This is a genomic window from Streptomyces sp. NPDC050145, from assembly GCF_044460245.1.
Classification (GTDB): domain Bacteria; phylum Actinomycetota; class Actinomycetes; order Streptomycetales; family Streptomycetaceae; genus Streptomyces.
This window is the reverse complement of record NZ_JBITJS010000005.1, coordinates 332,461-356,449: the sequence shown is the minus strand read 5'-3', so window position 1 is coordinate 356,449 and position 23,989 is coordinate 332,461. Positions and strand designations below refer to the sequence as shown.

Here is a 23,989-nt window from a genome sequence, read left to right as displayed (position 1 = left end):
GCCTGCCAGGGCCCGGCGAGGGAAGTGTGGCGGGGGTCCTGGGTCAGGGGGCCGTGACGAAGTCGATGAGTTCTTCTACTCGGCCCAGGAGGGCCGGCTCCAGGTCCTTGTAGGTGTGGACGCGGGACAGGATGTGCTGCCAGGCCTCGCCCGTGTGGGCGACCTTCCAGCCCAGGGCGCGGCAGACGCCCGTCTTCCAGTCCTGGCCGCGCGGCACCCGGGGCCAGGCCTCGATGCCGACCGAGGACGGCTTCACGGCTTCCCAGATGTCGATGTAGGGGTGGCCGACGATCAGGGCGTGCTCCGTGGTCACGGACTGAGCGATGCGCCACTCCTTCGTACCGGGGAGGAGGTGGTCGACCAGGACGCCGAGCCGCGCGTCGGGCCCCGGCTCGAACTCCGCCACGATCGCCGGGAGGTCGTCGACGCCCTCCAGGAACTCCACCGCGACCCCCTCGACGCGCAGGTCGTCACCCCAGACCCGCTCGATGAGCTCCGCGTCGTGCTTGCCCTCCACGTAGATGCGCCCCGCGCGGGCGACGCGCGCACGGGCCCCGGGCACCGCGACGGAGCCGGAGGCGGTCCGCGTGGGCCGCACCGGCCCGCCCGCGCTCGGCCGGACCAGCGTCACGACCTTGCCCTCCAAGAGGAAACCGCGCGGCTCCATCGGGAACACCCGGTGCTTGCCGAAGCGGTCCTCCAGCGTCACCGTCGGCCCCTGCGCGGTCTTCTCGACCCGGACCACGGCCCCGCAGAAACCGGTCGTGACCTCCTCGACGACGAGATCGGGCTCGGCCGGAACCTCGGGGGCCGGCGTGTTCCGCTTCCACGGAGGAGTCAGGTCGGGGCTGTACTGGCGCATTCGGCCGACGATAGGAGAAACCGGCAGGCCAGGACTACGACACGCCGAAACGCGCGGCCAGCGCCGCCCGCTGCGCCCGGACAAACTCGGCATTCACCGCGGAACCGTGCCCGGGCATGTACACCGCGTCCTCCCCGCCCAGGTCGAGCAGCCGGTCCAGCGCCGCCGGCCAGTGCCGGGGCGCCGCGTCCGGCCCGGCCTGCGGCTCACCCGACTCCTCCACGAGATCCCCGCAGAAGACGATCTCGCGGGCGCCCGGCACGAGCACCGCCAGGTCGTGGCCGCTGTGCGCGGGCCCCACGTTCGCGAGCAGCACCTGCAGCCCGCCGCCCAGATCGAGCGTCCACTCGCCGCACACCCGGTGATGCGGGCTGACCAGCACATCGACCGCCTCGGCCGCCTCGTGGGGGCCGAGCCCGTTCCGTACGGCATCCGTGCACAGTTCCTCACGCGCGCGTGCCTGGGCGAAGAGCGTGTCGACGCCCACCGCCCCGTACACCTCGACGCCCGCGAACGCCGCCGTGCCGAAGACGTGGTCGAAATGGGGGTGGGTCAGCGCGATGTGCGTCACGCCCGCGTGCGGGCCGAGCAGCCGGCGTACGTCCGTGCGCAGCCGGGCCCCCTCGCGGAGTGAGGATCCCGTGTCGATCAGCAGGGCCGCGCCGTCCCCGGCGACGAGACCTGCCGTGCAGTCCCAGCCCGGCAGCCGGACCCGGCCCACGCGCGGGGCCAGTTCCTCCCAACCCGTCCCCACCCAGTCGATACGTTCCATGTACTCGACGCTAGCGCTCTTGCTAGGGGCGTACCCACCGGCCGTACACTGACCCGGGGACGACTGGCACTCGCCCACAGCGAGTGCCAACAGCGTCCGAGAGACAGATCGAGAGACCGAGATCGAGCGGGGAGTCGCTGGAGGTGTGCGCCGATGCTCAGTGAACGCAGGCTCGAGGTGCTGCGCGCCATCGTCCAGGACTACGTCGGCACCGAGGAGCCGGTCGGCTCCAAGGCGCTGACCGAGCGCCACCGGCTGGGCGTCTCCCCGGCCACGGTGCGCAACGACATGGCCGCCCTGGAGGACGAGGGATACATCGCCCAGCCGCACACCAGCGCGGGCCGTATCCCGACCGACAAGGGGTACCGCCTCTTCGTCGACAAGCTCACCAGCGTCAAGCCGATGACCCTGCCCGAGCGGCGCGCGGTCCAGAACTTCCTGGAGGGCGCCGTCGACCTCGACGACGTCGTGGGCCGTACGGTGCGGCTGCTCGCGCAGCTCACCCGGCAGGTGGCGATCGTCCAGTACCCGTCCCTGACCCGGTCCACGGTGCGCCACGTCGAGCTGCTCTCGCTGGCGCCGGCGCGGCTGATGCTCGTACTGATCACGGACACCGGCCGGGTCGAGCAGCGGATGATCGACTGCCCGGCGCCGTTCGGCGAGAGCTCGCTCGCGGATCTGCGGGCCCGGCTCAACAGCCGGGTGGCGGGACGCCGGTTCGCCGACGTGCCGCAGCTGGTGCAGGATCTGCCGGAGGCCTTCGAGGCGGAGGACCGCGGCACGGTCTCGACGGTGCTCTCCACTCTCCTGGAGACGCTCGTCGAGGAGTCCGAGGAACGGCTGATGATCGGCGGCACCGCCAATCTCACCCGCTTCGGACATGACTTTCCCCTCACCATCCGGCCCGTCCTCGAGGCACTCGAGGAGCAGGTCGTGCTCCTCAAGCTCCTTGGTGAGGTCAATGATTCGGGCATGGCCGTACGGATCGGTCATGAGAACGCACACGAGGGACTCAACTCCACGTCCGTCGTGTCGGTCGGCTACGGTTCGGGCGGCGAGGCAGTCGCCAAGCTCGGCGTCGTCGGACCGACACGCATGGATTACCCGGGAACGATGGGAGCAGTACGCGCAGTGGCACGTTACGTCGGACAGATCCTGGCGGAGTCGTAAGTGGCCACGGACTACTACGCCGTACTCGGCGTGCGCCGCGACGCTTCCCAGGACGAGATCAAGAAGGCCTTCCGGAGGCTGGCCCGCGAGCTTCACCCGGACGTGAATCCGGACCCGAAGACGCAGGAGCGCTTCAAGGAGATCAACGCCGCCTACGAGGTCCTCTCGGATCCGCAGAAGAAGCAGGTCTACGACCTGGGGGGCGACCCCCTGTCGCAGTCCGGCGGAGGCGGTGCGGGCGGATTCGGAGCCGGTGGCTTCGGCAACTTCTCGGACATCATGGACGCGTTCTTCGGTACGGCGTCGCAGCGCGGCCCGCGCTCGCGCACGCGCCGTGGCCAGGACGCCATGATCCGTCTGGAGGTCGAGCTCGACGAGGCGGCCTTCGGCACCACCAAGGACCTCCAGGTCGACACGGCCGTCGTCTGTACGACCTGCAGCGGCGAGGGCGCGGCCCCCGGTACGTCCGCGCAGACCTGTGACATGTGCCGCGGTCGCGGTGAGGTCTCGCAGGTCACGCGGTCCTTCCTGGGCCAGGTCATGACCTCGCGGCCGTGTCCGCAGTGCCAGGGCTTCGGCACCGTGGTCCCGACCCCGTGCCCCGAGTGCGCGGGCGACGGCCGCATCCGCTCCCGCCGCACGCTCACGGTGAAGATCCCGGCGGGTGTGGACAACGGCACGCGGATCCAGCTCGCGGGCGAGGGTGAGGTCGGCCCCGGCGGCGGCCCCGCCGGCGACCTGTACGTGGAGATCCACGAGCTGCCGCACCCGACCTTCCAGCGGCGCGGCGACGACCTGCACTGCACGGTCACCATCCCGATGACGGCGGCGGCCCTCGGCACGAAGGTGCCGCTGGAGACGCTCGACGGCGTGGAGGAGATCGACATCCGGCCCGGCACCCAGTCCGGTCAGTCGATCCCGCTGCACGGGCGCGGCGTCACGCACCTGCGCGGCGGCGGCCGCGGCGACCTCATCGTGCACGTCGAGGTCATCACCCCGCAGAAGCTCGACCCCGAGCAGGAGCGCCTGCTCCGCGAACTGGCGCTGCTGCGCGGCGAGGAACGCCCCACGGGCCAGTTCCAGCCGGGGCAGCAGGGGTTGTTCTCGCGACTGAAGGACGCGTTCAACGGGCGTTGATCGGACGGGTTCAACGGGCGTGTTCAACGGGCGTTGATCGGCTGAATCTGCGGCGCTGAGCTGTTACTCGTGGTTCGTTCGGAGGGGTTCGGGGAGTTCGCTTTCCGGGCCCCTTTCGTACGGGGCCGGGGCGATTCGGTGGGTCGGGGGTGACATGGCACGATGCCGGTATGTCCTCCGCACTGAACGGTCTCTTCCCCCACCCGATCGTGCAGGCCCCCATGGCGGGCGGCGCCTCCTGTCCCGAGCTCGTCGCCGCCGTGTCCGAGGCGGGCGGGCTGGGTTTCCTGGCCGCCGGGTACAAGACGGCCGACGGCATGTACCAGGAGATCAAGCAGGTGCGGGGGCTCACCGGGCACCCTTTCGGCGTCAACCTCTTCATGCCGCAGCCCGAGGTGGCCGACCCCGCCGCGGTCGATGTCTACCGGCATCAGCTCGCCGGTGAGGCCACCTGGTACCGGACCCCGCTCGGCGACCCCGACGGCGGCCGCGACGACGGCTACGACGCCAAGCTCGCCATCCTCCTCGACGACCCCGTCCCCGTCGTCTCCTTCACCTTCGGCTGCCCCACCCGCGAGGTCGTCCACGCCCTCCAGCGCGTCGGCACCCGCGCCGTCGTCACCGTCACCACGGTCGAGGAGGCGCAGGCCGCGCAGGACGCCGCCGCCGACGCCGTCTGTGTCCAGGGCGTCGAGGCCGGCGGCCACCAGGGCACCCACCGCGACAACCCCGAGACGGACGGCGCCGGGATCGGCCTGCTGACCCTGGTCACCCAGGTCCGGGAGGCCGTACGGCTGCCGATCGTCGCGACCGGCGGCATCATGCGGGGCGCGCAGATCGCCGCGGTCCTCACCGCCGGCGCCGATCTCGCGCAGCTCGGCACCGCGTTCCTGGTCGCCCCCGAATCCGGGGCGCCCACCGTGCACAAGGAAGCCATGACCGATCCGTTGTTCACCCGTACCGAACTCACCCGCGCCTTCTCGGGGCGGCCCGCGCGCGGGCTCGTCAACCGGTTCCTGCGCGAGCACGGGCCGTACGCGCCCGTCGCGTATCCGCAGGTCCACCACATGACCGCGCCGCTGCGCAAGGCGGCCGCGCGCGCCGGTGACCCGCAGGGCATGGCGCTCTGGGCCGGGCAGGGCCACCGGCTCGCCCGCACGCTGCCCGCCGGGCAGCTCGTCGAGGTGCTCGCCGCGGAACTCGACGCCGCGCGCGCCGCGTCGGGTCAGCGGGGTGCGGCATGACCGCGCCGGTGTTCGTGGTCGACGGGCCCGTGCCCGGGGACCGTACGTACGTGCTCGACGGGGCCGAGGGGCGGCACGCCGTCTCCGTGAAGCGGCTGCGGGCCGGCGAGGAGGTCGTCCTCACCGACGGGCTCGGCGCCTGGACCGAGGCCGTCGTCGTGAGCAGCGAGGGCAAGGACCGGCTCGTCGTCGAGGCCGGGCCGGTACAGGTCGAGGCCGAGGAGCGGCCCCGGATCACCGTGGTGCAGGCGCTGCCCAAGGGGGACCGGGGGGAGCTCGCCGTCGAGACCATGACCGAGACCGGGGTCGACGCGATCGTGCCCTGGGCCGCGTCGCGGTGCATCACGCAGTGGCGGGGCGAGCGCGGGGTGAAGGCGCTCGGGAAGTGGCGGGCGACCGCGCGCGAGGCCGGTAAGCAGTCGCGCCGGGTCCGTTTCCCGGAGGTGGCCGAGCTTGCCTCTACGAAGGAGGTGGCGCGGCTGCTCGCGGCGGCGGATCTGGGTGTCGTGCTGCACGAGGACCGGGACTGTGTGAGCTCGGCGCTCGCGTCCGCGGTGTTGCCGTCCGGCGGGGAGATCGTGCTGGTCGTGGGGCCCGAGGGTGGGGTTTCGCCGGAGGAGTTGAAGGTGTTCGGCGAGGCGGGTGCCGGTACGTATCGGTTGGGGCGGAGTGTGTTGCGGACCTCTACGGCTGGTACGGCGGGGGTTGCGTTGCTGTTGGGGCGGACCGGTCGCTGGGGGTGACGGGGTGTGCCGGTTCGGATGCGCGCCGTTGATGGCTCGTGATGCGTTGCCGGGTGCGGCCCGGTGGGGCTTCTCGCGCAGTTCCCCGCGCCCCTGTAGGCACACTTCGTGCGCCCCAGGGCCGCTGGTCGCGCCCCGCGACGGTGCCGCTGACGGGTACAGCCCCGCGCCCCTGAAGGCACACTTCGTGCGCCCCAGGGCCGCTGGTCAATTCCAGCGCCTCCATCACATGTTCGACGTAAAATGAGGGCATGGAACTTGCCCAGGTGCGGTTGCTGGTTTCCGATTTCGGTGCTTGTTATCGGTTCTACGCCGATGTGCTGGGGCTCAAGCCGCAGGCCGGCTCGGAGCAAGGGCCCTACGAGAAGTTCTCGCCCGCGGGCGGGGGCGCGGGGATCGCGTTGCAGGACCGGGCCATGATGGCCGAAGTCCTCGGTGAGCTGGGCGAGTCGGCGACGGGCCACCGCTCGCTCGTGGTGCTCCGCGTCGACGACCTCGACTCGTACTGCGAACAGGTCACCGGACGCGGCGGCGTCCTCGTGCACGGGCCCGCGCCCATGACCGAACGGATGCGCGTCGCCCACCTCAAGGACCCCGAGGACAACATCGTGGAGCTCCAGGAGTGGCTCCTGCTGCGCGGCTGACGCTTCCCGGCCAAGTGATCAGAACGGGCTGACGGGGCCGGAGCGCAAATTTAGGGTGGGCGGGGTGACGAATCCTGCCTACCTCCGGTTCCCGCACCCGCACGGCGAGTTGGTGGTCTTCACCGCCGAGGACGACGTGTGGGCCGCGCCCCTCGACGGCGGCCGCGCCTGGCGGGTCAGCGCCGACAACGTGCCGGTGAACCACCCCCGCCTGTCGCCCGACGGCACCACCGTCGCCTGGACCTCGCGGCGCGACGGCGCCCCCGAGGTGCACATCGCCCCGGTCGACGGCGGACCGGCCAAACGGCTGACGCACTGGGGGAGTTGGACCACCTCGGTGCGCGGCTGGACCCCCGACGGGCGCGTCCTCGCCGTCACCACGCACGGTCAGGCCTCGCTGCGCCGCAGCTGGGCCCGGGCCGTCCCGCTCGACGGCGGCCCCGCCGAGACCCTGCCCTACGGCCCGGTCGGCGGCGTCGCGCACGGGCCCGACGGGCGGGCGCTCCTGCTGTCCGCTCCGATGGGCCGCGAGGCCGCCTGGTGGAAGCGGTACCGGGGCGGCACGGCCGGCAAGCTGTGGATCGACCGGCCCGCTGAAGTCACCGACGGCGCAACGGAGTTCGAGCGCCTGCACCAGGAGCTGGACGGGAACATCGAATGCCCGATGTGGGTCGGGGAGCGCGTCGCGTTCCTCAGCGACCACGAGGGCGTCGGCGCCGTGTACTCCTCCCTGCCCGACGGCTCCGACCTGCGCCGGCACACCCCGCTCGACGGCTTCTACGCCCGGCACGCGAGCACCGACGGCCACCACGTCACCTACGCGAGCGGCGGCGAACTCTGGCTCCTCGACAGCCTCGACGACCTCGACGCGAACACCGAGCCCCGCCGTATCGACATCCGGCTCGGCGGCCAGCGCACCGACCTCCAGCCGCGCCCCGTGGACGCCGCCCACTGGTTCGGCGACGCCTCGCCCGACCACACCGGACGCGGCAGCGCCGTCGCCGTGCGCGGAGCCGTCCACTGGGTCACCCACCGCTCCGGACCCGCCCGCGCGCTCGCCGCGACACCCGGCGTGCGCACCCGGCTGCCACACACATTCCGCGTCGACGGCGAGGAGCACGTCGTGTGGGTGACGGACGCCGAGGGCGACGACGCCCTGGAGTTCACGCCCGCCACCGGCGCCGCACCCGGCGCCACCCCGCGCCGGATCGGCGCCGGACGCCTCGGCCGTGTTCTCGCGCTGACCGTGTCGCCCGACGGGGGCCGCCTCGCCGTCGCCGCGCACGACGGCCGCGTCCTCCTCGTCGAGCGGGACAGCGGCGACGTACGGGAGGTGGACCGCAGCGAGGACGGGCACGCGAGCGGGCTCACGTTCTCCCCCGACTCGGCCTGGCTCGCTTGGTCGCACCCCGGGCCGCACGACCTGCGCCAGTTGAAGCTGGCCAACGCCACCGACCTCGCCGTCACCGAGGCGACCCCGCTGCGCTTCCGGGACTTCTCGCCCGCGTTCACCCTCGACGGCAAGCACCTGGCGTTCCTGTCCGCCCGCGCCTTCGACCCGGTCTACGACGAGCACGCCTTCGACCTGGCCTTCGTCGGCGGCGTCCGCCCGTACCTGATCGCGCTCGCCGCGACGACTCCGTCCCCGTTCGGACCGCAGCGCCACGGGCGGCCGTTCGAGCCCGTCGACAAGGACGAGACGCCCGACAGCGAAGGCGCGCCCGCCACCCGCGTCGACCTGGAGGGCCTCGTCGACCGGATCGTCCCGTTCCCCGTCGAGGCGGCCCGCTACTCGACGCTGCGCACCGCCAAGGACGGCGTCCTGTGGCTGCGGCACCCGGTGGCCGGTGTCCTCGGCGACTCCCGCGCCGGACGCGACGACCCGGCGCCCCAGTCCCGCCTGGAGCGCTACGACCTCGCCCAGCAGCGCCTCGAGCAACTCGGCGCCGACGCCGACCACTTCGAGGTCACCGGTGACGGCAAGCGCGTCCTGCTGTGGACCGGCGAGGTCCTCAAACTCGTCCCCAGCGACCGGCGTCCCGCCCACGACGACGACAGCGACACGAACATCACCGTCGACCTCGCCCGGGTCTCCCAGACCCTCGACCCGGCCGCCGAATGGCGCCAGATGTACGCGGAGACCGGCCGCCTGATGCGGGACAACTTCTGGCGCGCCGACATGAACGGTGTCGACTGGGACGGCGTCCTCGACCGTTACCGCCCGCTCCTCGACCGTGTCGCCACCCACGACGACCTCGTCGACCTGCTCTGGGAGGTGCAGGGCGAACTCGGCACCTCCCACGCCTACGTCACCCCGCGCGGCGGCGCCGGTTCCGCCGCGCGCCGCCAGGGGCTGCTCGGCGCCGACCTCTCCCGGCACGAGGACGGCACCTGGCGCGTCGACCGGGTGCTGCCCTCCGAGACCTCCGACCCGCGCGCCCGCTCGCCGCTGGCCGCGCCCGGCGTCGCCGTACGCGCCGGGGACGCGGTCGTCGCCGTCGGCGGGCGGCCCGTCGACCCCGTCACCGGGCCCGGACCGCTGCTCGTCGGCACCGCGGACCGGCCCGTCGAGCTCACCGTCTCGCCCGCGGGCGGCGGCGACCCCCGGCACGTCGTCGTCGTGCCGCTCTCCGACGAGGAACCGCTGCGCTACCACGCGTGGGTCGCGGACCGGCGGGCGTACGTCCACGAGAAGTCGGGCGGGCGGCTCGGCTACCTCCACGTGCCGGACATGCAGGCCCCCGGCTGGGCGCAGATCCACCGCGACCTGAGCGTGGAGGTGGCGCGGGACGGGCTCGTCGTCGACGTCCGCGAGAACCGGGGCGGGCACACCTCCCAACTCGTCGTCGAGAAACTCGCGCGGCGGGTCGTGGGGTGGGACGTGCCGCGCGGCAGCCGGGCCTTCTCGTACCCGATGGACGCGCCGCGCGGGCCCGTCGTCGCCGTCGCCAACGAGTTCTCCGGGTCGGACGGGGACATCGTCAACGCGGCGATCAAGGCGCTCGGCATCGGGCCCGTCGTCGGGGTCCGTACGTGGGGTGGCGTCATCGGGATCGACAGCCGGTACCGGCTGGTGGACGGGACGCTCGTGACCCAGCCGAAGTATCCGATCTGGCTGGAGGGTTACGGGTGGGGCGTCGAGAACCACGGGGTCGATCCGGACGTGGAGGTCGTCGTCGCGCCGCAGGACCATGCGGCCGGTCGTGACCCGCAGTTGGACGAGGCGGTGCGGATTGCGCTTGCCGCGCTTGTGGAGAACCCGGCGAAGCGGCCGCCGGCGCTACCGGATCCGTCCGCGTCTGCTTAGTTCTGGTCTCGTCGCGGGCTGCGGCCCGGTGGGGCTTCTCGCGCAGTTCCCCGCGCCCCTGGAGATGCGCACTTCGTGCGCGATCTCCGTCGGGCGGTCACCCGTCGGGGAAATGCGACGCGAAGCGTCTGCATTTCAGGGGCGCGGGGAACTGCGCGACCAGCCCCCACCGACCCGCACCCGGCAACGCGCCGCGACCCGGCAGATACGATGCCGCGAAGACCCGCACCCATCCAACCCGCACCCGAAGGGGGCCGAAGTTGACCGGGGAACCGCAGGCCGACTGCCTGTTCTGCAAGATCGTCGCCGGGGACGTACCCGCCACGATCGTCCGCGAGACGCCGACCACCGTCGCGTTCCGCGACATAAACCCTCAGGCCCCGACCCACGTCCTGGTCATCCCGCGCGTCCACCACCCGGACGCCGCCTCCCTCGCCGCGGCGGAGCCCCAGATCGCCGCGGACGTGCTGCGCGAGGCCGGCGAGGTCGCCGTCGAGGAGAAGCTGGACAGCCACCGCATCGTGTTCAACACGGGCAGCGGCGCCGGCCAGACCGTGTTCCACGCGCACGCCCACGTGCTCGGTGGCCGCGGCCTCCAGTGGCCCCCCGGATAACCGACCGTGTCCGTACGTGAGTTCGTCGTCCTCGGCACCGCGAGTCAGGTGCCGACGCGGCACCGCAACCACAACGGCTACCTGCTGCGCTGGGACGCCGAGGGCATCCTCTTCGATCCCGGAGAGGGCACCCAGCGCCAGATGCTGCGCGCCGGAGTCGCCGCGCACGACCTGAACCGGATCTGCGTCACGCACTTCCACGGGGACCACTCCCTCGGCCTCGCGGGCGTCATCCAGCGCATCAACCTGGACCGGGTCCCGCACCCGGTGACCGCCCACTACCCGGCCTCCGGGCAGCGGTTCTTCGACCGGCTCCGGTACTCCACCGCGTACCGGGAGACGGTGGACATCGCCGAGGAACCGGTCTCGGGGGAGGGCGCGGTGCTCGCCGACACCCCCGCGTACCGGCTCGAGGCACGCCTCCTGTCGCACCCCGTCGAGTCCTACGGGTACCGGCTCGTGGAGCGTGATGGCCGCCGCATGCTGCCCGAGGCGCTCGCCGAGCACGGCATCGCCGGGCCCGACGTGGGCCGGCTCCAGCGGGACGGCGAACTGCGCGGCATCACCCTCGACGACGTGAGCGAGGTGCGGCGGGGGCAGCGTTTCGCCTTCGTGATGGACACAAGGATGTGCGCGGGCGTCTCCGAGCTCGCCGAGGGCTGCGACCTGCTCGTCATCGAGTCGACGTTCCTCGACGAGGACGAGCGGCTCGCGGTCGATCACGGGCATCTGACGGCCGGACAGGCCGCCCGCGCCGCCGCCGACGCCGGGGTGCGCCATCTCGTGCTCACCCACTTCAGCCAGCGCTACTCCGACCCCGGCGAGTTCGAGCGGCAGGCGCGGGCCGCCGGGTACGAGGGCGAGCTGACCGTCGCCCGTGACCTCGACCGGGTGCCGGTGCCCAAGCGCCGCTGAGCCGTCCCGGCACCGGGGCGGCCGCTGCGTACGATGGCCGGATGTCCCTCGCACCACTCGCCCGCATCCCCAAGGCCGAACTCCACCTGCACATCGAAGGCACCCTCGAACCCGAGCTGGCCTTCGAACTCGCCGCGCGCAACGGCGTCACCCTGCCGCACGCCGACACCGAGGCGCTGCGGCAGGCCTATCTGTTCGAGGATCTGCAGTCCTTCCTCGACCTGTACTACGCGCTGATGGCCGTCCTCCTCACCGAGGACGACTTCGCGGATCTCGCCGACGCCTACCTCGCCCGCGCCGCCGAACAGGGCGTGCGGCACGCCGAGATCTTCTTCGACCCGCAGGCCCACATGGCGCGCGGCGTCGGGATGGGGACCGTCGTGGAGGGGCTCTCGCGGGCGCTCGCGCGCAGCGAGGAGCGGCACGGGATCTCCACCAAGCTCATCATGTGCTTCCTGCGCGACCAGTCCGCCGAGTCGGCGATGGAGACGCTGGAGGCCGCCAAGCCGTATCTCGACCGGATCGTGGGCGTCGGCCTCGACTCGGCCGAGGTCGGCAACCCCGCGTCCAAGTTCCGTGAGGTGTACGCGGCGGCGGGCGAGCTCGGGCTGCGCAAGGTCGCGCACGCGGGCGAGGAGGGCGACCCGTCGTACGTGTGGGAGGCCCTCGACGTGCTCGGCGTCGAGCGCGTCGACCACGGGCTGCGGTCCATGGAGGACCCCAAGCTCGTGGAGCGCCTGGTACGGGACCGGGTGCCGCTGACGCTGTGCCCGCTGTCGAACGTACGGCTGCGGACGATCGACGTCCTGGAGGACCATCCGCTGCGCGCGATGATGGACGCCGGGCTGCTGTGCACCGTCAACTCCGACGATCCCGCCTACTTCGGCGGATACGTCGGGGACACCTTCCACGCCGTGCACGAGGCGCTGGGGATCGACCCCGACCGGGTGCGGGAGCTCGCCCGCAACTCGTTCGAGGCCTCCTTCCTCGACGCCAGCGAGGAGGACGAGGCCCGCCGGGCCCGCTACCTCGCCGAGGTCGACGCGTACGAGTTCTGAGCGTCCGTCAGGACGGTGCCGCCGTACGGGCCTGCGGGCCCGCCGCCGTGAAGTCGCCCTGGACCAGGTCCGGGGCGGCCTCCGCGACGGCCGCCGGCATCTCGATCTCCACCACCGGCTGCTCGGGCACACCGGACGGCGGGACGATCGCGCCGACCGGGGCGCCGCTGCTGCGCCGTGCCGCACCCGCGAACAGCGGGCGTCCGCCGGTGTGCAGCGCGACCGCCGTGAGCGGCAGCGCGAGCAGGACGAGGAGCGTGGCGAGCGCCGCGCCCATCACCGGGAAGCCGACCGCCTGCGACAGCGAGCTGCCCACGAGCGGGCCGCACGCCGTGCCCAGCGAGGACGCCGAGCCGACCAGGACCGCCCAGCGGCCGCGCGGGTCGAGCGAGGCGGCCAGGCCCAGCAGGTAGGAGAGCACCACCGGGTACAGCGTGTTCCAGGCGATCTCGCCGGTCGCGAAGGTGCCCAGGCCGTCCGCGCGGGCGCTGACCGCGATGCAGCAGGCGATCAGGGCGGTGCCGAGGCCGATGGGCAGGGCGCGGCCCAGCCGGGCGCCGAGCGCGCCCGCGCCGATCACGCCGAGTAGTCCGGCGCCGAGCGCCACCGCGAACACGCTGCCGACCGTGATCTCGCTCAGGCCCGCCTGCTCGGTGCCGATGCGGCTGCTGACGCCCCACAGCGAGTTCTGGGCCATCGACCAGCACACGATCACCGCGGCCAGGACCATGCCCGAACGGGCGTGGGGGAGCGGCGTGTGCGGGGCCTGGACGGGGCTGTTGTCGGGGGTCGCGGGCTCCGGCAGGCGGCTCGTCGCCGGCCACACCGTGAGGGCCGTCAGCGCGAGGGCCGCGAACGGGACCGCGTGGCCCGTACTGATCCTCGGGATCGTCAGGTAGAGGGCTCCCGCGAGCGCCGAGACGCTCAACAGGCCCAGCGTGGACGCCCGGTGAGGGTCCTTCTGCGCGGCGATCCCTGTCGCGGCCACCGCCGTCGCGGTGCCCGAGCCGAAGCCGCCGAGCATCGCACCCGCGACGACCAGCGGGACGGTGCCGGTGAGCGCCGCCGTGCCGTAGCCGACGGCGGCCAGGAGCAGGCCCGCGCGGGCCGCTCTGCGGGCGCCGATCCGTTCGACGCGGGACGCGAGCGTGAAGCCCGCGGTGGCCGAGCTCAGCAGCAGCGCGCTGCCGACGAGACCGGCCTGGGTGGGAGACAGTGCCAGGCTGTCGGCCACCCGGCCGACGACGGTGGGCAGCAGATAGGCGGCGAGATATCCGGCCGTGAAAAGGGCTACGAGAGCGGGCCGGGGGGTGCGCGACAACACGGGCGATCCTGGAGAACGGCCCCCTGCCTTGGACGCTGTTTTGGGCAAGGGGGTGGTAAGGCCGGGGGAGGGGGTGAACGCCGACGTCTTTGCGAACGGGACGGACCGGGGACGTCGGGTGCGGGCCAATTTGTATCAAGCGGGAAGGGGGCCGCGGGAGGCGGGGCGGTGTGAGCTGAGGCACATCTGGTTTGGCTGGGTCGGGGTCGGGTAGCCGCGAGGTTTTCCCCGGGGTGGTCCTTCGTGACGGGTTGATGTCGGGACACCGTCGGACGGGGGTGTTTCGGGCACACTGTGCGGACTCGTACCACCTGCAGGGAGCGTGATGTGAACCCCGCCGAAACGGACCGCACCGACCCCCTTGCCGCGCTGCGCCGGTCCGGCGATCCGGCCTGCGACGTGTATCTGACGGGGACCGTCTTTCTCGACATCGTGTTCACCGGGCTCGACAGCGCGCCCGTGCGCGGCACCGAGTCCTGGGCCCGCGGCATGGGCTCCAGCCCCGGAGGCGTCGCCAACATGGCCACCGCGCTGGCGCGGCTCGGCCTGCGGACCTCGCTGGCGGCGGCCTTCGGGGACGACCACTACGGCGAGTACTGCTGGGACACGCTGGAGCGCGGCGAGGGCATCGACCTCGGGCTCTCCCGGACCGTCCCGGGCTGGCACTCGCCGGTCACCGTCTCCATGGCGTACGAGGGCGAGCGGACCATGGTCAGCCACGGGCACGAGCCGCCGCCGGAGGAGCCCGCGCCCCGGTGCCCGCCGCCCGCCCGGGCGGCCGTGGCCTCACTGGTGCCCGGGGTCTCCGCGCCCTGGGTGGGGGACGCGGCCCGGGGCGGGACGCGGATCTTCGCCGACGTGGGATGGGACGACACCGGACGGTGGGATCTGGGGGCGCTGGGGGACCTCTCGGAGTGCGAGGCCTTTCTGCCGAACGCGGAGGAGGCCATGCGGTACACGGGGACGTCCTGTCCCCGGGCCGCCGCGCACGCGCTGACGGAGCATGTGCCGGTCGCCGTGGTGACGCTGGGGGCGGAGGGCGCCTACGCGGTGGACGGGCGGACCGGGGAGACCGCGTCCGTGCCGGCGATCGAGGTCGAGGCGATGGATCCGACCGGGGCGGGGGACGTGTTCGTGGCCGGGTTCGTCACCAGCACGCTGGCCGGGTGGCCGCTGGCGGACCGGCTGGCCTTCGCGGGGCTGACGGCGGCCCTCTCGGTGCAGGAGTTCGGGGGGTCCCTCTCGGCGCCGGGCTGGTCGGAGATCGGGGCGTGGTGGCGGCAGATCCAGGCGTACGAGGAGCGGGGGGCGCAGGATCCCGCGGCGCTGGAGCGGTACGCCTTTCTCGAGCCGCTGGTGCCCGCCGGGGTGCGGCCGTGGCCGCTTCTGCGGGCCGTGCCGACCATCGGCTTCGGCCGCTCCATGTGAGCGCGCGGGAAGGGAGGCCGGCCGCCTGGTGGGCACCGGAAAACGGCTCGGTCGGCGAGGTGGGGGCGTCGTACCCTTGAACGCGTCAGACCACGGCTGTCACAAGGAGACTGCGGCCCCCTGGGCCCGCCCATGACGCAGACATCTACGCGCGCGCAGTTCACCGTTCCCGCGAAGCACCCGATGGTCGAGGTGCTCGGTTCGGGTGACGCGCTGCTGCGAGTCATCGAGAGGGCCTTCCCGGAGGCCGACATCCATGTCCGGGGCAATGAGGTCAGTGCGGTGGGTGAGCCGCGGGACGTGGCGCTCATCCAGCGGCTGTTCGACGAGATGGTGCTGGTGCTGAGGACGGGGGCTCCGATGACGGAAGATGCCGTAGAGCGGTCTATCGCGATGTTGCAGGGCGAGGGGGAGGAAACTCCGGCGGAGGTTCTGACGCAGAACATTCTGTCTTCGCGGGGGCGGACCATTCGGCCGAAGACGCTCAACCAGAAGCGATATGTCGACGCCATCGACAAGCACACGATTGTTTTCGGAATCGGGCCCGCCGGTACCGGCAAGACCTATCTCGCCATGGCCAAGGCCGTGCAGGCGTTGCAGAGCAAGCAGGTCAACCGGATCATTCTGACGCGGCCCGCGGTGGAGGCCGGTGAGCGGCTGGGATTCCTTCCCGGGACGCTCTACGAGAAGATCGACCCCTATCTGCGGCCGCTCTACGACGCGCTGCACGACATGCTGGATCCCGATTCCATTCCTCGGCTGATGGCTGCCGGGACCATCGAGGTCGCGCCGCTGGCGTATATGCGCGGCAGGACCCTGAATGACGCCTTCATCATCCTGGACGAGGCGCAGAACACCTCTCCCGAGCAGATGAAGATGTTCCTCACCCGGCTCGGGTTCGAGTCGAAGATCGTCATCACCGGTGACGTCACTCAGGTCGACCTGCCGGGTGGGACCAAGAGCGGGCTGCGGCAGGTGCAGGAGATCCTGGAGGGGGTCCCCGACGTGCACTTCTCGCGGCTGTCGTCGCAGGATGTCGTCCGGCACAAGCTGGTCGGCCGTATCGTCGACGCGTACGAGAAGTACGACACCGAGCACGGTACGGAGAACGGCACCCACCAGGGCCGCCCCAGAGGGAAGTAGAACGACTGCGTCATGTCGATCGACGTCAACAACGAGTCAGGCACCGAGGTCGACGAGCAGGCGATCCTCGACATCGCCCGCTACGCGCTGATGAGGATGCGCATCCACCCGCTCTCCGAGCTCTCGGTGATCGTGGTGGACGCCGATGCCATGGAGCAGCTCCATGTGCAGTGGATGGACCTGCCGGGGCCCACGGACGTCATGTCCTTCCCCATGGACGAGCTGCGGCCGCCCATGAAGGACGACGAGGAGCCCCCGCAGGGCCTGCTCGGCGACATCGTGCTGTGTCCCGAGGTCGCCGAGCGGCAGGGGCGCGAGGCCGAGACCGGGCACTCCATGGACGAGGAGCTGCAGCTGCTGACCGTCCACGGCGTGCTGCACCTGCTGGGGTACGACCACGAGGAGCCCGACGAGAAGGCCGAGATGTTCGGCCTCCAGGCGGCGATCGTGGACGGGTGGCGCGGTGAGAAGGGGCTGACGGGGCCGTCGCCGGCGCCGACCGTGTCATGAGCTTCTCGTTGATCGCCGGCGCTGTCGCGCTGGTTGTCGTGGCCTGGCTCGCCGCCTGCGCCGAGGCCGGGCTCGCGCGGGTCTCCAGCTTCCGGGCCGAGGAGGCCGTGCGGTCCGGGCGGCGCGGCGGGGTCAAGCTCGCCCAGGTCGCGGCCGATCCGACGCGCTATCTGAACGTCGCCCTGCTGGTGCGCGTCGCCTGCGAGATGGCTGCCGCGGCGCTGGTGACGTACGCCTGTCTCGAGGAGTTCCGCGAGACCTGGCAGGCGCTGCTGGTCGCCATCGGCGTGATGGTCCTGGTGTCCTATGTGGCCGTGGGTGTCTCCCCGCGGACCATCGGACGGCAGCATCCGCTCAACACGGCCACGGCCGCGGCGTACGTGCTGCTGCCGCTGGCCCGGATCATGGGCCCCATCCCCTCGCTGCTCATCCTGATCGGCAACGCGCTGACTCCCGGCAAGGGGTTCCGGCGCGGACCGTTCGCCTCCGAGGCCGAGCTGCGGGCCATGGTCGACCTCGCCGAGAAGGAGTCCCTCATCGAGGACGAGGAGCGCCGCATGGTGCACTCCGTCTTCGAGCTCGGGGACACGCTGGTGCGCGAGGTCATGGTGCCGCGCACCGATCTCGTGGTCATCGAGCGGTACAAGACCATCCGGCAGGCGCTGACCCTGGCGCTGCGGTCCGGGTTCTCGCGGATCCCCGTGGTCGGGGAGAGCGAGGACGACGTGGTGGGCATCGTGTATCTGAAGGACCTGGTGCGCAAGACGCACATCTCCCGGGACGCCGAGGCCGAGCTGGTCTCCACGGCCATGAGGCCGGCCGCGTTCGTTCCGGACACGAAGAACGCCGGTGATCTGCTGCGGGAGATGCAGCAGCTGCGCAATCACGTCGCCGTGGTCATCGACGAGTACGGCGGCACGGCCGGAATCGTGACCATCGAGGACATTCTCGAGGAGATCGTCGGGGAGATCACGGACGAGTACGACCGTGAGCTGCCGCCCGTGGAGGAGCTGGGCGACGACCGGTTCCGGGTGACCGCGCGGCTCGACATCGGGGACCTCGGCGAGCTGTACGGCCTCGAGGAGTTCGACGACGAGGACGTCGAGACCGTGGGCGGGCTGCTCGCCAAGGCCCTGGGGCGGGTGCCCATCGCGGGCGCCTCCGCGACGGTCGAGCTGCCGGACGGGCGGGTGCTGCGGCTGACCGCCGAGGCGCCGGCCGGACGGCGGAACAAGATCGTCACCGTCCTCAGTGAGCCGGTGGAGGGCACAGAGTGACTCCGGAGGAGCTGCGGGGCTTCTGTCTCTCCTTCAACGCCGCCGTCGAGGAGTTTCCCTTCCGGCCGGAGATCTCCGTGTTCAAGGTGCTGGGGAAGATGTTCGCCCTCAGCCACCTGGACGGGCAGCCGCTGACCGTCAACCTGAAGTGCGACCCCGAGGACGCCGTCCGGCTCCGGAGCCGGTACGAGGGGCTCGTCGTGCCCGGGTGGCACATGAACAAGCGGCACTGGAACACCGTCAGCGTGGGCGAGTTGCCCGAGCGGGTGGTGCGTGAGCTCGTCGAGGACTCGTACGACCTCGTGGTCGCGGGGCTGCCTCGGGCGGAGCGGCTGAAGCTCGACCGCTGACGCCGTCAGAGGTTCAGGTCGCGCAGTTGGGCGCGGGACGTGATGCCCAGCTTCGGGAACAGCTTGTAGAGGTGGTAGCCCGCCGTCCGGGGACTCATGGTGAGGCGGGCGCCGATCTCCCTGTTCGACAGGCCCTGGGCCGCCAGCCGGGCCACCTCGTGCTCCTGGGACGTGAGGTGCGGGAGTGCGGTGGGGGCCGTGCCGCCCGCCGCGCGCAGTTCGGCGCGGGCGCGGTCCCGCCAGACCGTCAGGCCCAGGCCTTCGAAGAGGGCCGCGGCCTGACGCAGGTGTTCCCGGGCCGCCGTGGCCCTGCGGTCCCGGCGGAGGTGCTCACCGCGGGCGAGTGAGGCTCTGGCCCGGGCGAACGGGTCCGCGGCGTATGCGTCGGCCTCGGCTTCGGGAACCGCTCCCCGCGCCTGCGCCAGGTCCGGGGCGCTGAGGCGGGCGATCCTGCTGTGGATGCCCGGGACGGGCAGAAGGTGCTCGACCGCCTCGGCCGTGTCGCCCTGGGCCAGGGCCAGGAGGGCGCGGGCCCAGGAGGCCTCCGCCTGCGCGGCCCGGTTGCGCAGGGGCAGGGCAAGGGCCGTCGCCTCGTCCGCGTAGGTGCGGCAGGCCGGGTCCCCGTGCAGGGCCGCGATCCGGGCGAGCAGCGCCAGGGCGTCGGCCCGTGCCACCGGCTGGTCCAGATCCCGGGTGCAGCGCAACGCCTCCTGCGCGTGCTCGGCCGCCGCCGCGATCCGCCCCGTACGGCACTCCAGGTCGGCCAGCCACAGCAGAGGGCGCGGCAGCAGGGCCTGCACGCCCTCGGCGGCGATCTCCGCGCACGCTCGTTCGGCGAAGTCCCGTACGGGCGCCGGGTCCGGGGCGTCGCGGGTGATCGCGAGGGGCCACAGCCAGCGGTGCACCCGGCTCGTGCCCAGCTCCTCGGGGGCGGCGTCCAGGACGGCCCAGGGATCGTCGTGGGCGCCGGGTCCGGCCGCGAGCAGGCGGCCGTACGCGTGGTGGCGGGGCGGCAGATCGAGGGTCGTGATCCGCAGGGCGGTGCGGCGCAGATCCTCGTCCAGGCCCGCGTGTTCGGCCGCGTCGCAGGCCATGAAGAGCAGGGCCGCCGCGGCCGCGGGGGCGTGCGCGGCGTGCGTCTCGGCGGCGCGGACCAACTGCCGCAGTGCGCCCGGCTGGTCGCCCGAGGAATAGGCGATCAGGCCCTCCAGCCGGGCGAGTTCGGGGGAGCCCCGGTCGGTGCGTGCCGTGAGGGCGCGGGCCGTCTCCGGGTGGCCCGACTTCCAGGCGGCGTGGGCGGCGGACGCGAAGCGCCGGGTGCCGTGCGCCGGGTCCGGGCTCAGTTCCGCGGCGCGGGTCAGCACCGTGGTGGCGGCGGTGAGGCCGCCCCGCCCGGCGATCGCGTCGGCGTCGCGCTCCAGGGCCGCCGCCAGGTCCTCGTCGGGCTCCGTCGCGGCCAGCGCCCGGTGCCAGAGCGCCTCGTGCCCGGTGAGGGCGAGGGCCAGGGCCGTGTGGACGCGGGCCCGTTCCGCGGACGGGGCGTCGGCGTACACGACGGAGCGCAGCAAGGGGTGGCGGAAGCGCAGGGTGGGGCCCGTGACGTCGAGGAGGCCGGCGGTCTCGGCGTCGGCCAGTGCCGTCGCGGGGAGCTTGAGGTGACGGGCCGCAGCGAGGACGGAGGCGGTCGCGCCCCGGCTCTCGGCGGCGGCGGTGAGCAGCAGGGTCCGGGTCTGCTCCGGCAGGGCGCGGGCGCGGTCCGCGAAGGCCGAGCGCAGCCGGGCGGGCAGGGGCGCCGGGCCGGGCTCGGGGAGTTCGGTCAGGGCGAGCGGATTGCCCTCGGCCGCCGTGATCAGGGCCGCCGTGTGCGCGCCGCGTACCCCGCGCGCGTCGAGCAGGGCGCGGGCGGCGTCCGCGTCGATCCCGGTGAGGTCCAGGGTGGGCAGGTCGTGCCGCTCGGGGCCCGTGCGGGCGGCCAGGAGGACGGCGGTGCCGGGGACCGGGCGGCGGGCGAGGAACAGGAGCGCGGCGCGGGTCGCCGGGTCGAGGTCCGGGACGTCGTCCGCGACGAGCAGCACCGGGGCGGGGAGAGCGGCGAGGAGGGTGCGCAGCGCGGTGCGGACCGTGAGTTCGCCGGTCTGCGCGGTGGGCGGGCACAGGCCCAGGGCTTCGGTGAGGGCCCTGCGCTGGAAGTCGGGGAGACGCTCCGTGCGGTCCAGGACCGGGGTCAGGAGGTCCAGGAGGCCGCTGAAGGGGAGCGCGGCGTCCGGTTCGCCGCCCGCGCAGCGCAGCACGATGGTGCCGGGCCGGTGGACTCGGGCGTGGGCCACGGCGTCGTCGAGCAGGGCGGTCTTCCCGGTGCCCACGTCGCCGCGCAGCAGCAGGACCGGACCGGCCTGCGCGTCGGTGACCAGCGCGTGCAGCAGGGCCCGTTCGCGCTGACGTCCGTACAACTCCCGTTTCCTCTGCACCTCTTGAGGCTAACCGGACCGGTCGAAGTGACGGATGCCCGGTGGGGGCGGGGTGGCCGAGAGTCGGAGGCGTCCAGACGAGAAGGTCCGTCCCGAAAACAAGGTCCGGAGGTTTCCGGAGAGATGGAGTTCCCCATGCCCGCGAGTTCGTTCAGCCGCCGTGCCGCGCTCTCCGGCGCCGTCGCCGCCGCCGCGACGGTCGCCGCCGCGCCCCGGGCGGGGGCGGCGGACGCGCCCGCCCGCAGGTTCGCCGGGAAGGTCGTCCTCGTCACCGGAGCGACGTCCGGCATCGGCCGGGCCACCGCGAAGGCGTTCGCCGCCGAGGGCGCCAGGGTCGGTTTCTGCGGGCGCCGGCGCGAGCTGGGCCGGGAGGTGGAGCGGGAGATCCGGCAGGCGGGCGGCGAGGCCACGTACCTGCACGCCGACGTCCGGGAGGCCGAGCAGGTCGAGGCGTTCGTCGACGGGATCGCCCGGCGCTACGGCGGGCTCGACATCGCCTTCAACAACGCCGGGATCGAGACGTCCAAGGTCCTGCACGAGATGACCGTCGCCGAGTGGGACGACCTCCTCGCCACGAACGAGCGGGGCGTCTTCCTCGGCGTGAAGAACGAGATCCCGCATCTGCTGCGGCGCGGCGGCGGCGTCATCGTGTGCACGTCCTCGGCGGGCGCGGAACGGGTCAGGCCCGGACACGCGGCGTACGCGGCGAGCAAGCGCGGCGTCGAGGGCATCGTGCGGGCCGCCGCCATGGACTACGGGGACCGGGGGGTGCGGATCAACGCGATCCGGCCCGGCACGACCGACACCCCGCTGGTGCGTCCGGCCGGGGTGCCGGACGCCGACTGGGAGGCGTTCAAGAAGGCGTGGGGGCCGCTGAACGTCGCCGGGCTGCGCCGCATGGCCACGGCGCAGGACGTCGCGGCCGCCGTGCTCGCGCTCGCCGGGGACGACCTCCGCTATGTGACCGGAGCGGAGATCGCCGTGGACGGCGGCGCGACGGCGGGCGGCCCGCAGGTGTGGCCGCAGGGCTTCCCGAAGCCGCCGGGTGTGTGAGCCCCGGGCGGCGCTCTTTATGCTCACCCCATGACTGAGATCAACGACCTCTCCCCCGAGGACCGCAAGATCGTCACGCTGGCCCGTTCGGCCCGGGCCCGGAACGGGGTGCCCGAGGGGGCCGCCGTGCGGGACGAGACGGGGCGTACGTACGTGGCCGGGACGGTCGCGCTGGACTCGCTCAAGCTCAGCGCGCTGCAGACGGCCGTCGCGATGGCCGTCGCATCGGGGGCGCAGTCCCTGGAGGCCGCCGCCGTGGTGACCGAAGCGGAAGCCGCCGCGGACGCGGACCGGGCCGCCGTGGCGGATCTCGGCGGGGCGGCGACGCCGGTGCTCGTGGCCGGGCCCGACGGGGTCGTGAAGGCGTCCGTCACCGCCGGCTGAGCGGCGGGAATTCGAGCGGTCCGTGCTGAGGCACGGGCCGCTTTTTGTTGCTCGACTGACAGGTGTGCCAGGGAACTTGCCATCATCTGATGGCCCATCAGCTGATGCGGTTCGGCTCCATTGACTTTTCACACAACCCACATGTCAATGTGCGCAGTCGGCGCGGAACCGGCACCGGATCCGCCGCGCCCACACCCATCAGGAGGGGACGTCCATGGGTTCCACCAGTCGAAGACGCCGCGGCTGGGCCGCGCTGCTCGGGGCCGCCGCGCTCGCGGTCACCGCGGGCGGCACGCTCGCCGCGCCGGCCAGTGCCGCGGCCCAGTCCACCGACGTGGACTTCGCCACGCACTGCATCCCGCCCGCCATCGCCGGCATCCCGCCGATCGACGGCACCACCTCGGCCCGGATCGATGTCGACAACGCCGCCCCCAAGGTCGGCGACACCGTCACCGTGACGTACACCGTGGTCAAGCCCGCCGCCAGCAATCCGGTGGACCTCGCGCTGCCCGCCGACATCATGACGCCGACCGGCAAGGTCGTCCTCGGTGGCGCGCAGGGCGGGGAGATCACCGTCGCCGGGCCGAAGAAGAACGACCCGGTGCCCGGCAAGGGCGCCTTCCCGTCCTTCTCCATGACCGGCACGTTCACGGTCACGTCGCCGGGCGCGATCAACCTGTCGCCCGGCGACTACAACATCCACACCAGCTACATCATGGAGCTGGACACCCCGTGCACGGTGACGAACGGGCCCGCGCCCGTCTCCGAGACCGTGAACGCCACGGACGGCGGCGGCACCACCAACCCGCGGACCATCCAGCTGGGCGGCGCCTCCGGGAAGCCGGGTGACGCGGTCACCGTCTCCGGCAGCAAGTTCACCCCGGGTGCCTCCGTCACGCTGGCCGGCCGCGCCGGTGCCGCGCAGACCGGCGACACCGCCACCGTCACCGCCGACGCCCAGGGCTCCTTCAGCGGCTCCCTGACCGTCAACGACAAGACGACCACCGGGGTCGTCGCCTACGAGGGGGCTGCCTGGAGCGACGACAAGGGCGCGGGGCCAGCGGCGTACGTCGTCATCGACGACAGTCCGGTGCCGCCGGGCAGCCAGAAGATCAAGGCGTCCGTGAAGGCGGGCACGCTGTCGATGACCCAGGCCGGTGACACCGTCGAACTCGGTGCCGTCGACTACGGGCAGGGCGGCGCCGCCAAGGGCGACCTGCAGACGGTGACCGTCAAGGACTTCCGCAGCGGCCCCGCGGGCTGGTCCCTGACCGGCAAGGTCACCGACTTCACCGGGCCCGGCGGAGCCTCCATCGGCGGCGACAAGCTGAGCTGGACCCCGAAGTGCGCCACCAAGGCGGGCAGCCCGAGCACCTGCAAGGCCGGATCCGCCGGGGCCGTCGGATCCGCGGGCGCCACCCTCGCGTCGACGCCGGACGCCGCCGCCACCGGCGGTGAGTTCACGGTCGACGCCGGGCTCTCGCTGAACGTGCCGCAGTTCACGGCGCCCGGATCGTACGCGGGCGTCCTCACCCTCACCCTCGCCTGAGTCCCGACCCGGACGAGCCGTGAGCGAGCCGGGCGCG

General features: G+C 72.8%; 21 protein-coding genes. 17 read left to right on the top strand and 4 right to left on the bottom strand.

Annotated features, from left to right (window positions below; genetic code table 11):
* Positions 1–43: 43 nt before the first annotated feature.
* Both ACIBTU_RS13085 and ACIBTU_RS13080 read right to left on the bottom strand, forming a co-directional pair.
* Entirely contained in the window at positions 44–862 is an 819-nt protein-coding gene (locus ACIBTU_RS13085; protein WP_399126129.1) for a DUF3097 domain-containing protein, read from the bottom strand.
* Between the two features lie 34 nt (positions 863–896).
* Positions 897–1,634, bottom strand: coding sequence for an MBL fold metallo-hydrolase (locus ACIBTU_RS13080; RefSeq protein ID WP_399126128.1), 738 nt, complete (start codon positions 1,632–1,634; stop codon positions 897–899).
* Positions 1,635–1,787: 153 nt separating this feature from the next.
* Here ACIBTU_RS13080 and hrcA point away from each other — a divergent pair, with 153 nt between their 5' ends.
* From hrcA to ACIBTU_RS13035, 9 genes are all read left to right on the top strand, one after another.
* Positions 1,788–2,804, top strand: a complete 1,017-nt coding sequence (gene hrcA / locus ACIBTU_RS13075) for a heat-inducible transcriptional repressor HrcA (RefSeq protein WP_399126127.1) — start codon at positions 1,788–1,790, stop codon at positions 2,802–2,804.
* The gene (dnaJ, locus tag ACIBTU_RS13070; protein WP_399126126.1) at positions 2,805–3,941 is read left to right on the top strand and encodes a molecular chaperone DnaJ; all 1,137 of its coding nucleotides are present in this window, start codon (positions 2,805–2,807) and stop codon (positions 3,939–3,941) included.
* A 170-nt stretch (positions 3,942–4,111) separates the two neighbouring features.
* Positions 4,112–5,185, top strand: a complete 1,074-nt coding sequence (locus ACIBTU_RS13065; RefSeq protein WP_399126124.1) for a nitronate monooxygenase — start codon at positions 4,112–4,114, stop codon at positions 5,183–5,185.
* The gene (locus ACIBTU_RS13060) at positions 5,182–5,928 is read left to right on the top strand and encodes a 16S rRNA (uracil(1498)-N(3))-methyltransferase (RefSeq protein ID WP_399126123.1); all 747 of its coding nucleotides are present in this window, start codon (positions 5,182–5,184) and stop codon (positions 5,926–5,928) included. Before ACIBTU_RS13065 ends, ACIBTU_RS13060 begins: the two co-directional genes overlap by 4 nt.
* Before the next feature lie 251 nt (positions 5,929–6,179).
* Positions 6,180–6,572, top strand: a complete 393-nt coding sequence (locus tag ACIBTU_RS13055) for a VOC family protein (RefSeq protein ID WP_399126122.1) — start codon at positions 6,180–6,182, stop codon at positions 6,570–6,572.
* Positions 6,573–6,636: 64 nt separating this feature from the next.
* Positions 6,637–9,879 carry a S41 family peptidase gene (locus ACIBTU_RS13050; RefSeq protein WP_399126121.1) on the top strand — a complete coding sequence of 1,081 codons (3,243 nt, stop codon included), beginning with the start codon at positions 6,637–6,639 and terminating at the stop codon, positions 9,877–9,879.
* Between the two features lie 260 nt (positions 9,880–10,139).
* A complete protein-coding gene (locus tag ACIBTU_RS13045) occupies positions 10,140–10,493 on the top strand; it encodes a histidine triad nucleotide-binding protein (RefSeq protein ID WP_188339012.1) in 354 nt (117 codons plus the stop codon).
* A gap of 6 nt (positions 10,494–10,499) precedes the next feature.
* The gene (locus ACIBTU_RS13040; protein WP_399126120.1) at positions 10,500–11,408 is read left to right on the top strand and encodes a ribonuclease Z; all 909 of its coding nucleotides are present in this window, start codon (positions 10,500–10,502) and stop codon (positions 11,406–11,408) included.
* Between the two features lie 41 nt (positions 11,409–11,449).
* On the top strand, positions 11,450–12,466 hold the full coding sequence (locus ACIBTU_RS13035; RefSeq protein WP_399126118.1) for an adenosine deaminase: 1,017 nt from the start codon (positions 11,450–11,452) through the stop codon (positions 12,464–12,466).
* Positions 12,467–12,473: 7 nt separating this feature from the next.
* On the opposite strand, the gene ACIBTU_RS13030 is transcribed toward ACIBTU_RS13035, so the two are convergent.
* Positions 12,474–13,790 (bottom strand): MFS transporter, encoded by a 1,317-nt coding sequence (locus ACIBTU_RS13030; protein WP_399126116.1) that lies wholly within the window; start codon positions 13,788–13,790, stop codon positions 12,474–12,476.
* A 294-nt stretch (positions 13,791–14,084) separates the two neighbouring features.
* Between ACIBTU_RS13030 and ACIBTU_RS13025 the strand changes: the two genes are divergently transcribed.
* The 5 genes from ACIBTU_RS13025 (at position 14,085) to ACIBTU_RS13005 (ending at position 18,498) form a co-directional block, all read left to right on the top strand.
* A complete protein-coding gene (locus ACIBTU_RS13025; RefSeq protein WP_399126115.1) occupies positions 14,085–15,218 on the top strand; it encodes a carbohydrate kinase family protein in 1,134 nt (377 codons plus the stop codon).
* A gap of 132 nt (positions 15,219–15,350) precedes the next feature.
* Positions 15,351–16,361, top strand: coding sequence for a PhoH family protein (locus tag ACIBTU_RS13020; RefSeq protein WP_399126113.1), 1,011 nt, complete (start codon positions 15,351–15,353; stop codon positions 16,359–16,361).
* A 12-nt stretch (positions 16,362–16,373) separates the two neighbouring features.
* Positions 16,374–16,871 carry an rRNA maturation RNase YbeY gene (ybeY, locus tag ACIBTU_RS13015; protein WP_399126112.1) on the top strand — a complete coding sequence of 166 codons (498 nt, stop codon included), beginning with the start codon at positions 16,374–16,376 and terminating at the stop codon, positions 16,869–16,871.
* Positions 16,868–18,148, top strand: a complete 1,281-nt coding sequence (locus tag ACIBTU_RS13010) for a hemolysin family protein (protein ID WP_399126111.1) — start codon at positions 16,868–16,870, stop codon at positions 18,146–18,148. The genes ybeY and ACIBTU_RS13010 overlap by 4 nt, the downstream gene beginning before the upstream one ends.
* Positions 18,145–18,498 carry an MmcQ/YjbR family DNA-binding protein gene (locus tag ACIBTU_RS13005; protein WP_399126110.1) on the top strand — a complete coding sequence of 118 codons (354 nt, stop codon included), beginning with the start codon at positions 18,145–18,147 and terminating at the stop codon, positions 18,496–18,498. The genes ACIBTU_RS13010 and ACIBTU_RS13005 overlap by 4 nt, the downstream gene beginning before the upstream one ends.
* Before the next feature lie 5 nt (positions 18,499–18,503).
* Here ACIBTU_RS13005 and ACIBTU_RS13000 read toward each other — a convergent pair whose 3' ends face one another.
* Complete coding sequence (locus ACIBTU_RS13000) at positions 18,504–20,966, bottom strand: AAA family ATPase (RefSeq protein WP_399126109.1); 2,463 nt, start codon at positions 20,964–20,966, stop codon at positions 18,504–18,506.
* Between the two features lie 135 nt (positions 20,967–21,101).
* Between ACIBTU_RS13000 and ACIBTU_RS12995 the strand changes: the two genes are divergently transcribed.
* The 3 genes from ACIBTU_RS12995 to ACIBTU_RS12985 all read left to right on the top strand — a co-directional run bounded on the left by ACIBTU_RS12995 (position 21,102) and on the right by ACIBTU_RS12985 (position 23,952).
* Positions 21,102–22,019 (top strand): SDR family NAD(P)-dependent oxidoreductase, encoded by a 918-nt coding sequence (locus tag ACIBTU_RS12995; protein WP_399126108.1) that lies wholly within the window; start codon positions 21,102–21,104, stop codon positions 22,017–22,019.
* A 30-nt stretch (positions 22,020–22,049) separates the two neighbouring features.
* Entirely contained in the window at positions 22,050–22,403 is a 354-nt protein-coding gene (locus tag ACIBTU_RS12990; protein WP_399126107.1) for a cytidine deaminase, read from the top strand.
* 214 nt (positions 22,404–22,617) lie between these two features.
* Positions 22,618–23,952 carry a beta-xylosidase gene (locus tag ACIBTU_RS12985; protein ID WP_399126106.1) on the top strand — a complete coding sequence of 445 codons (1,335 nt, stop codon included), beginning with the start codon at positions 22,618–22,620 and terminating at the stop codon, positions 23,950–23,952.
* The last annotated feature ends 37 nt before the right edge of the window (positions 23,953–23,989 follow it).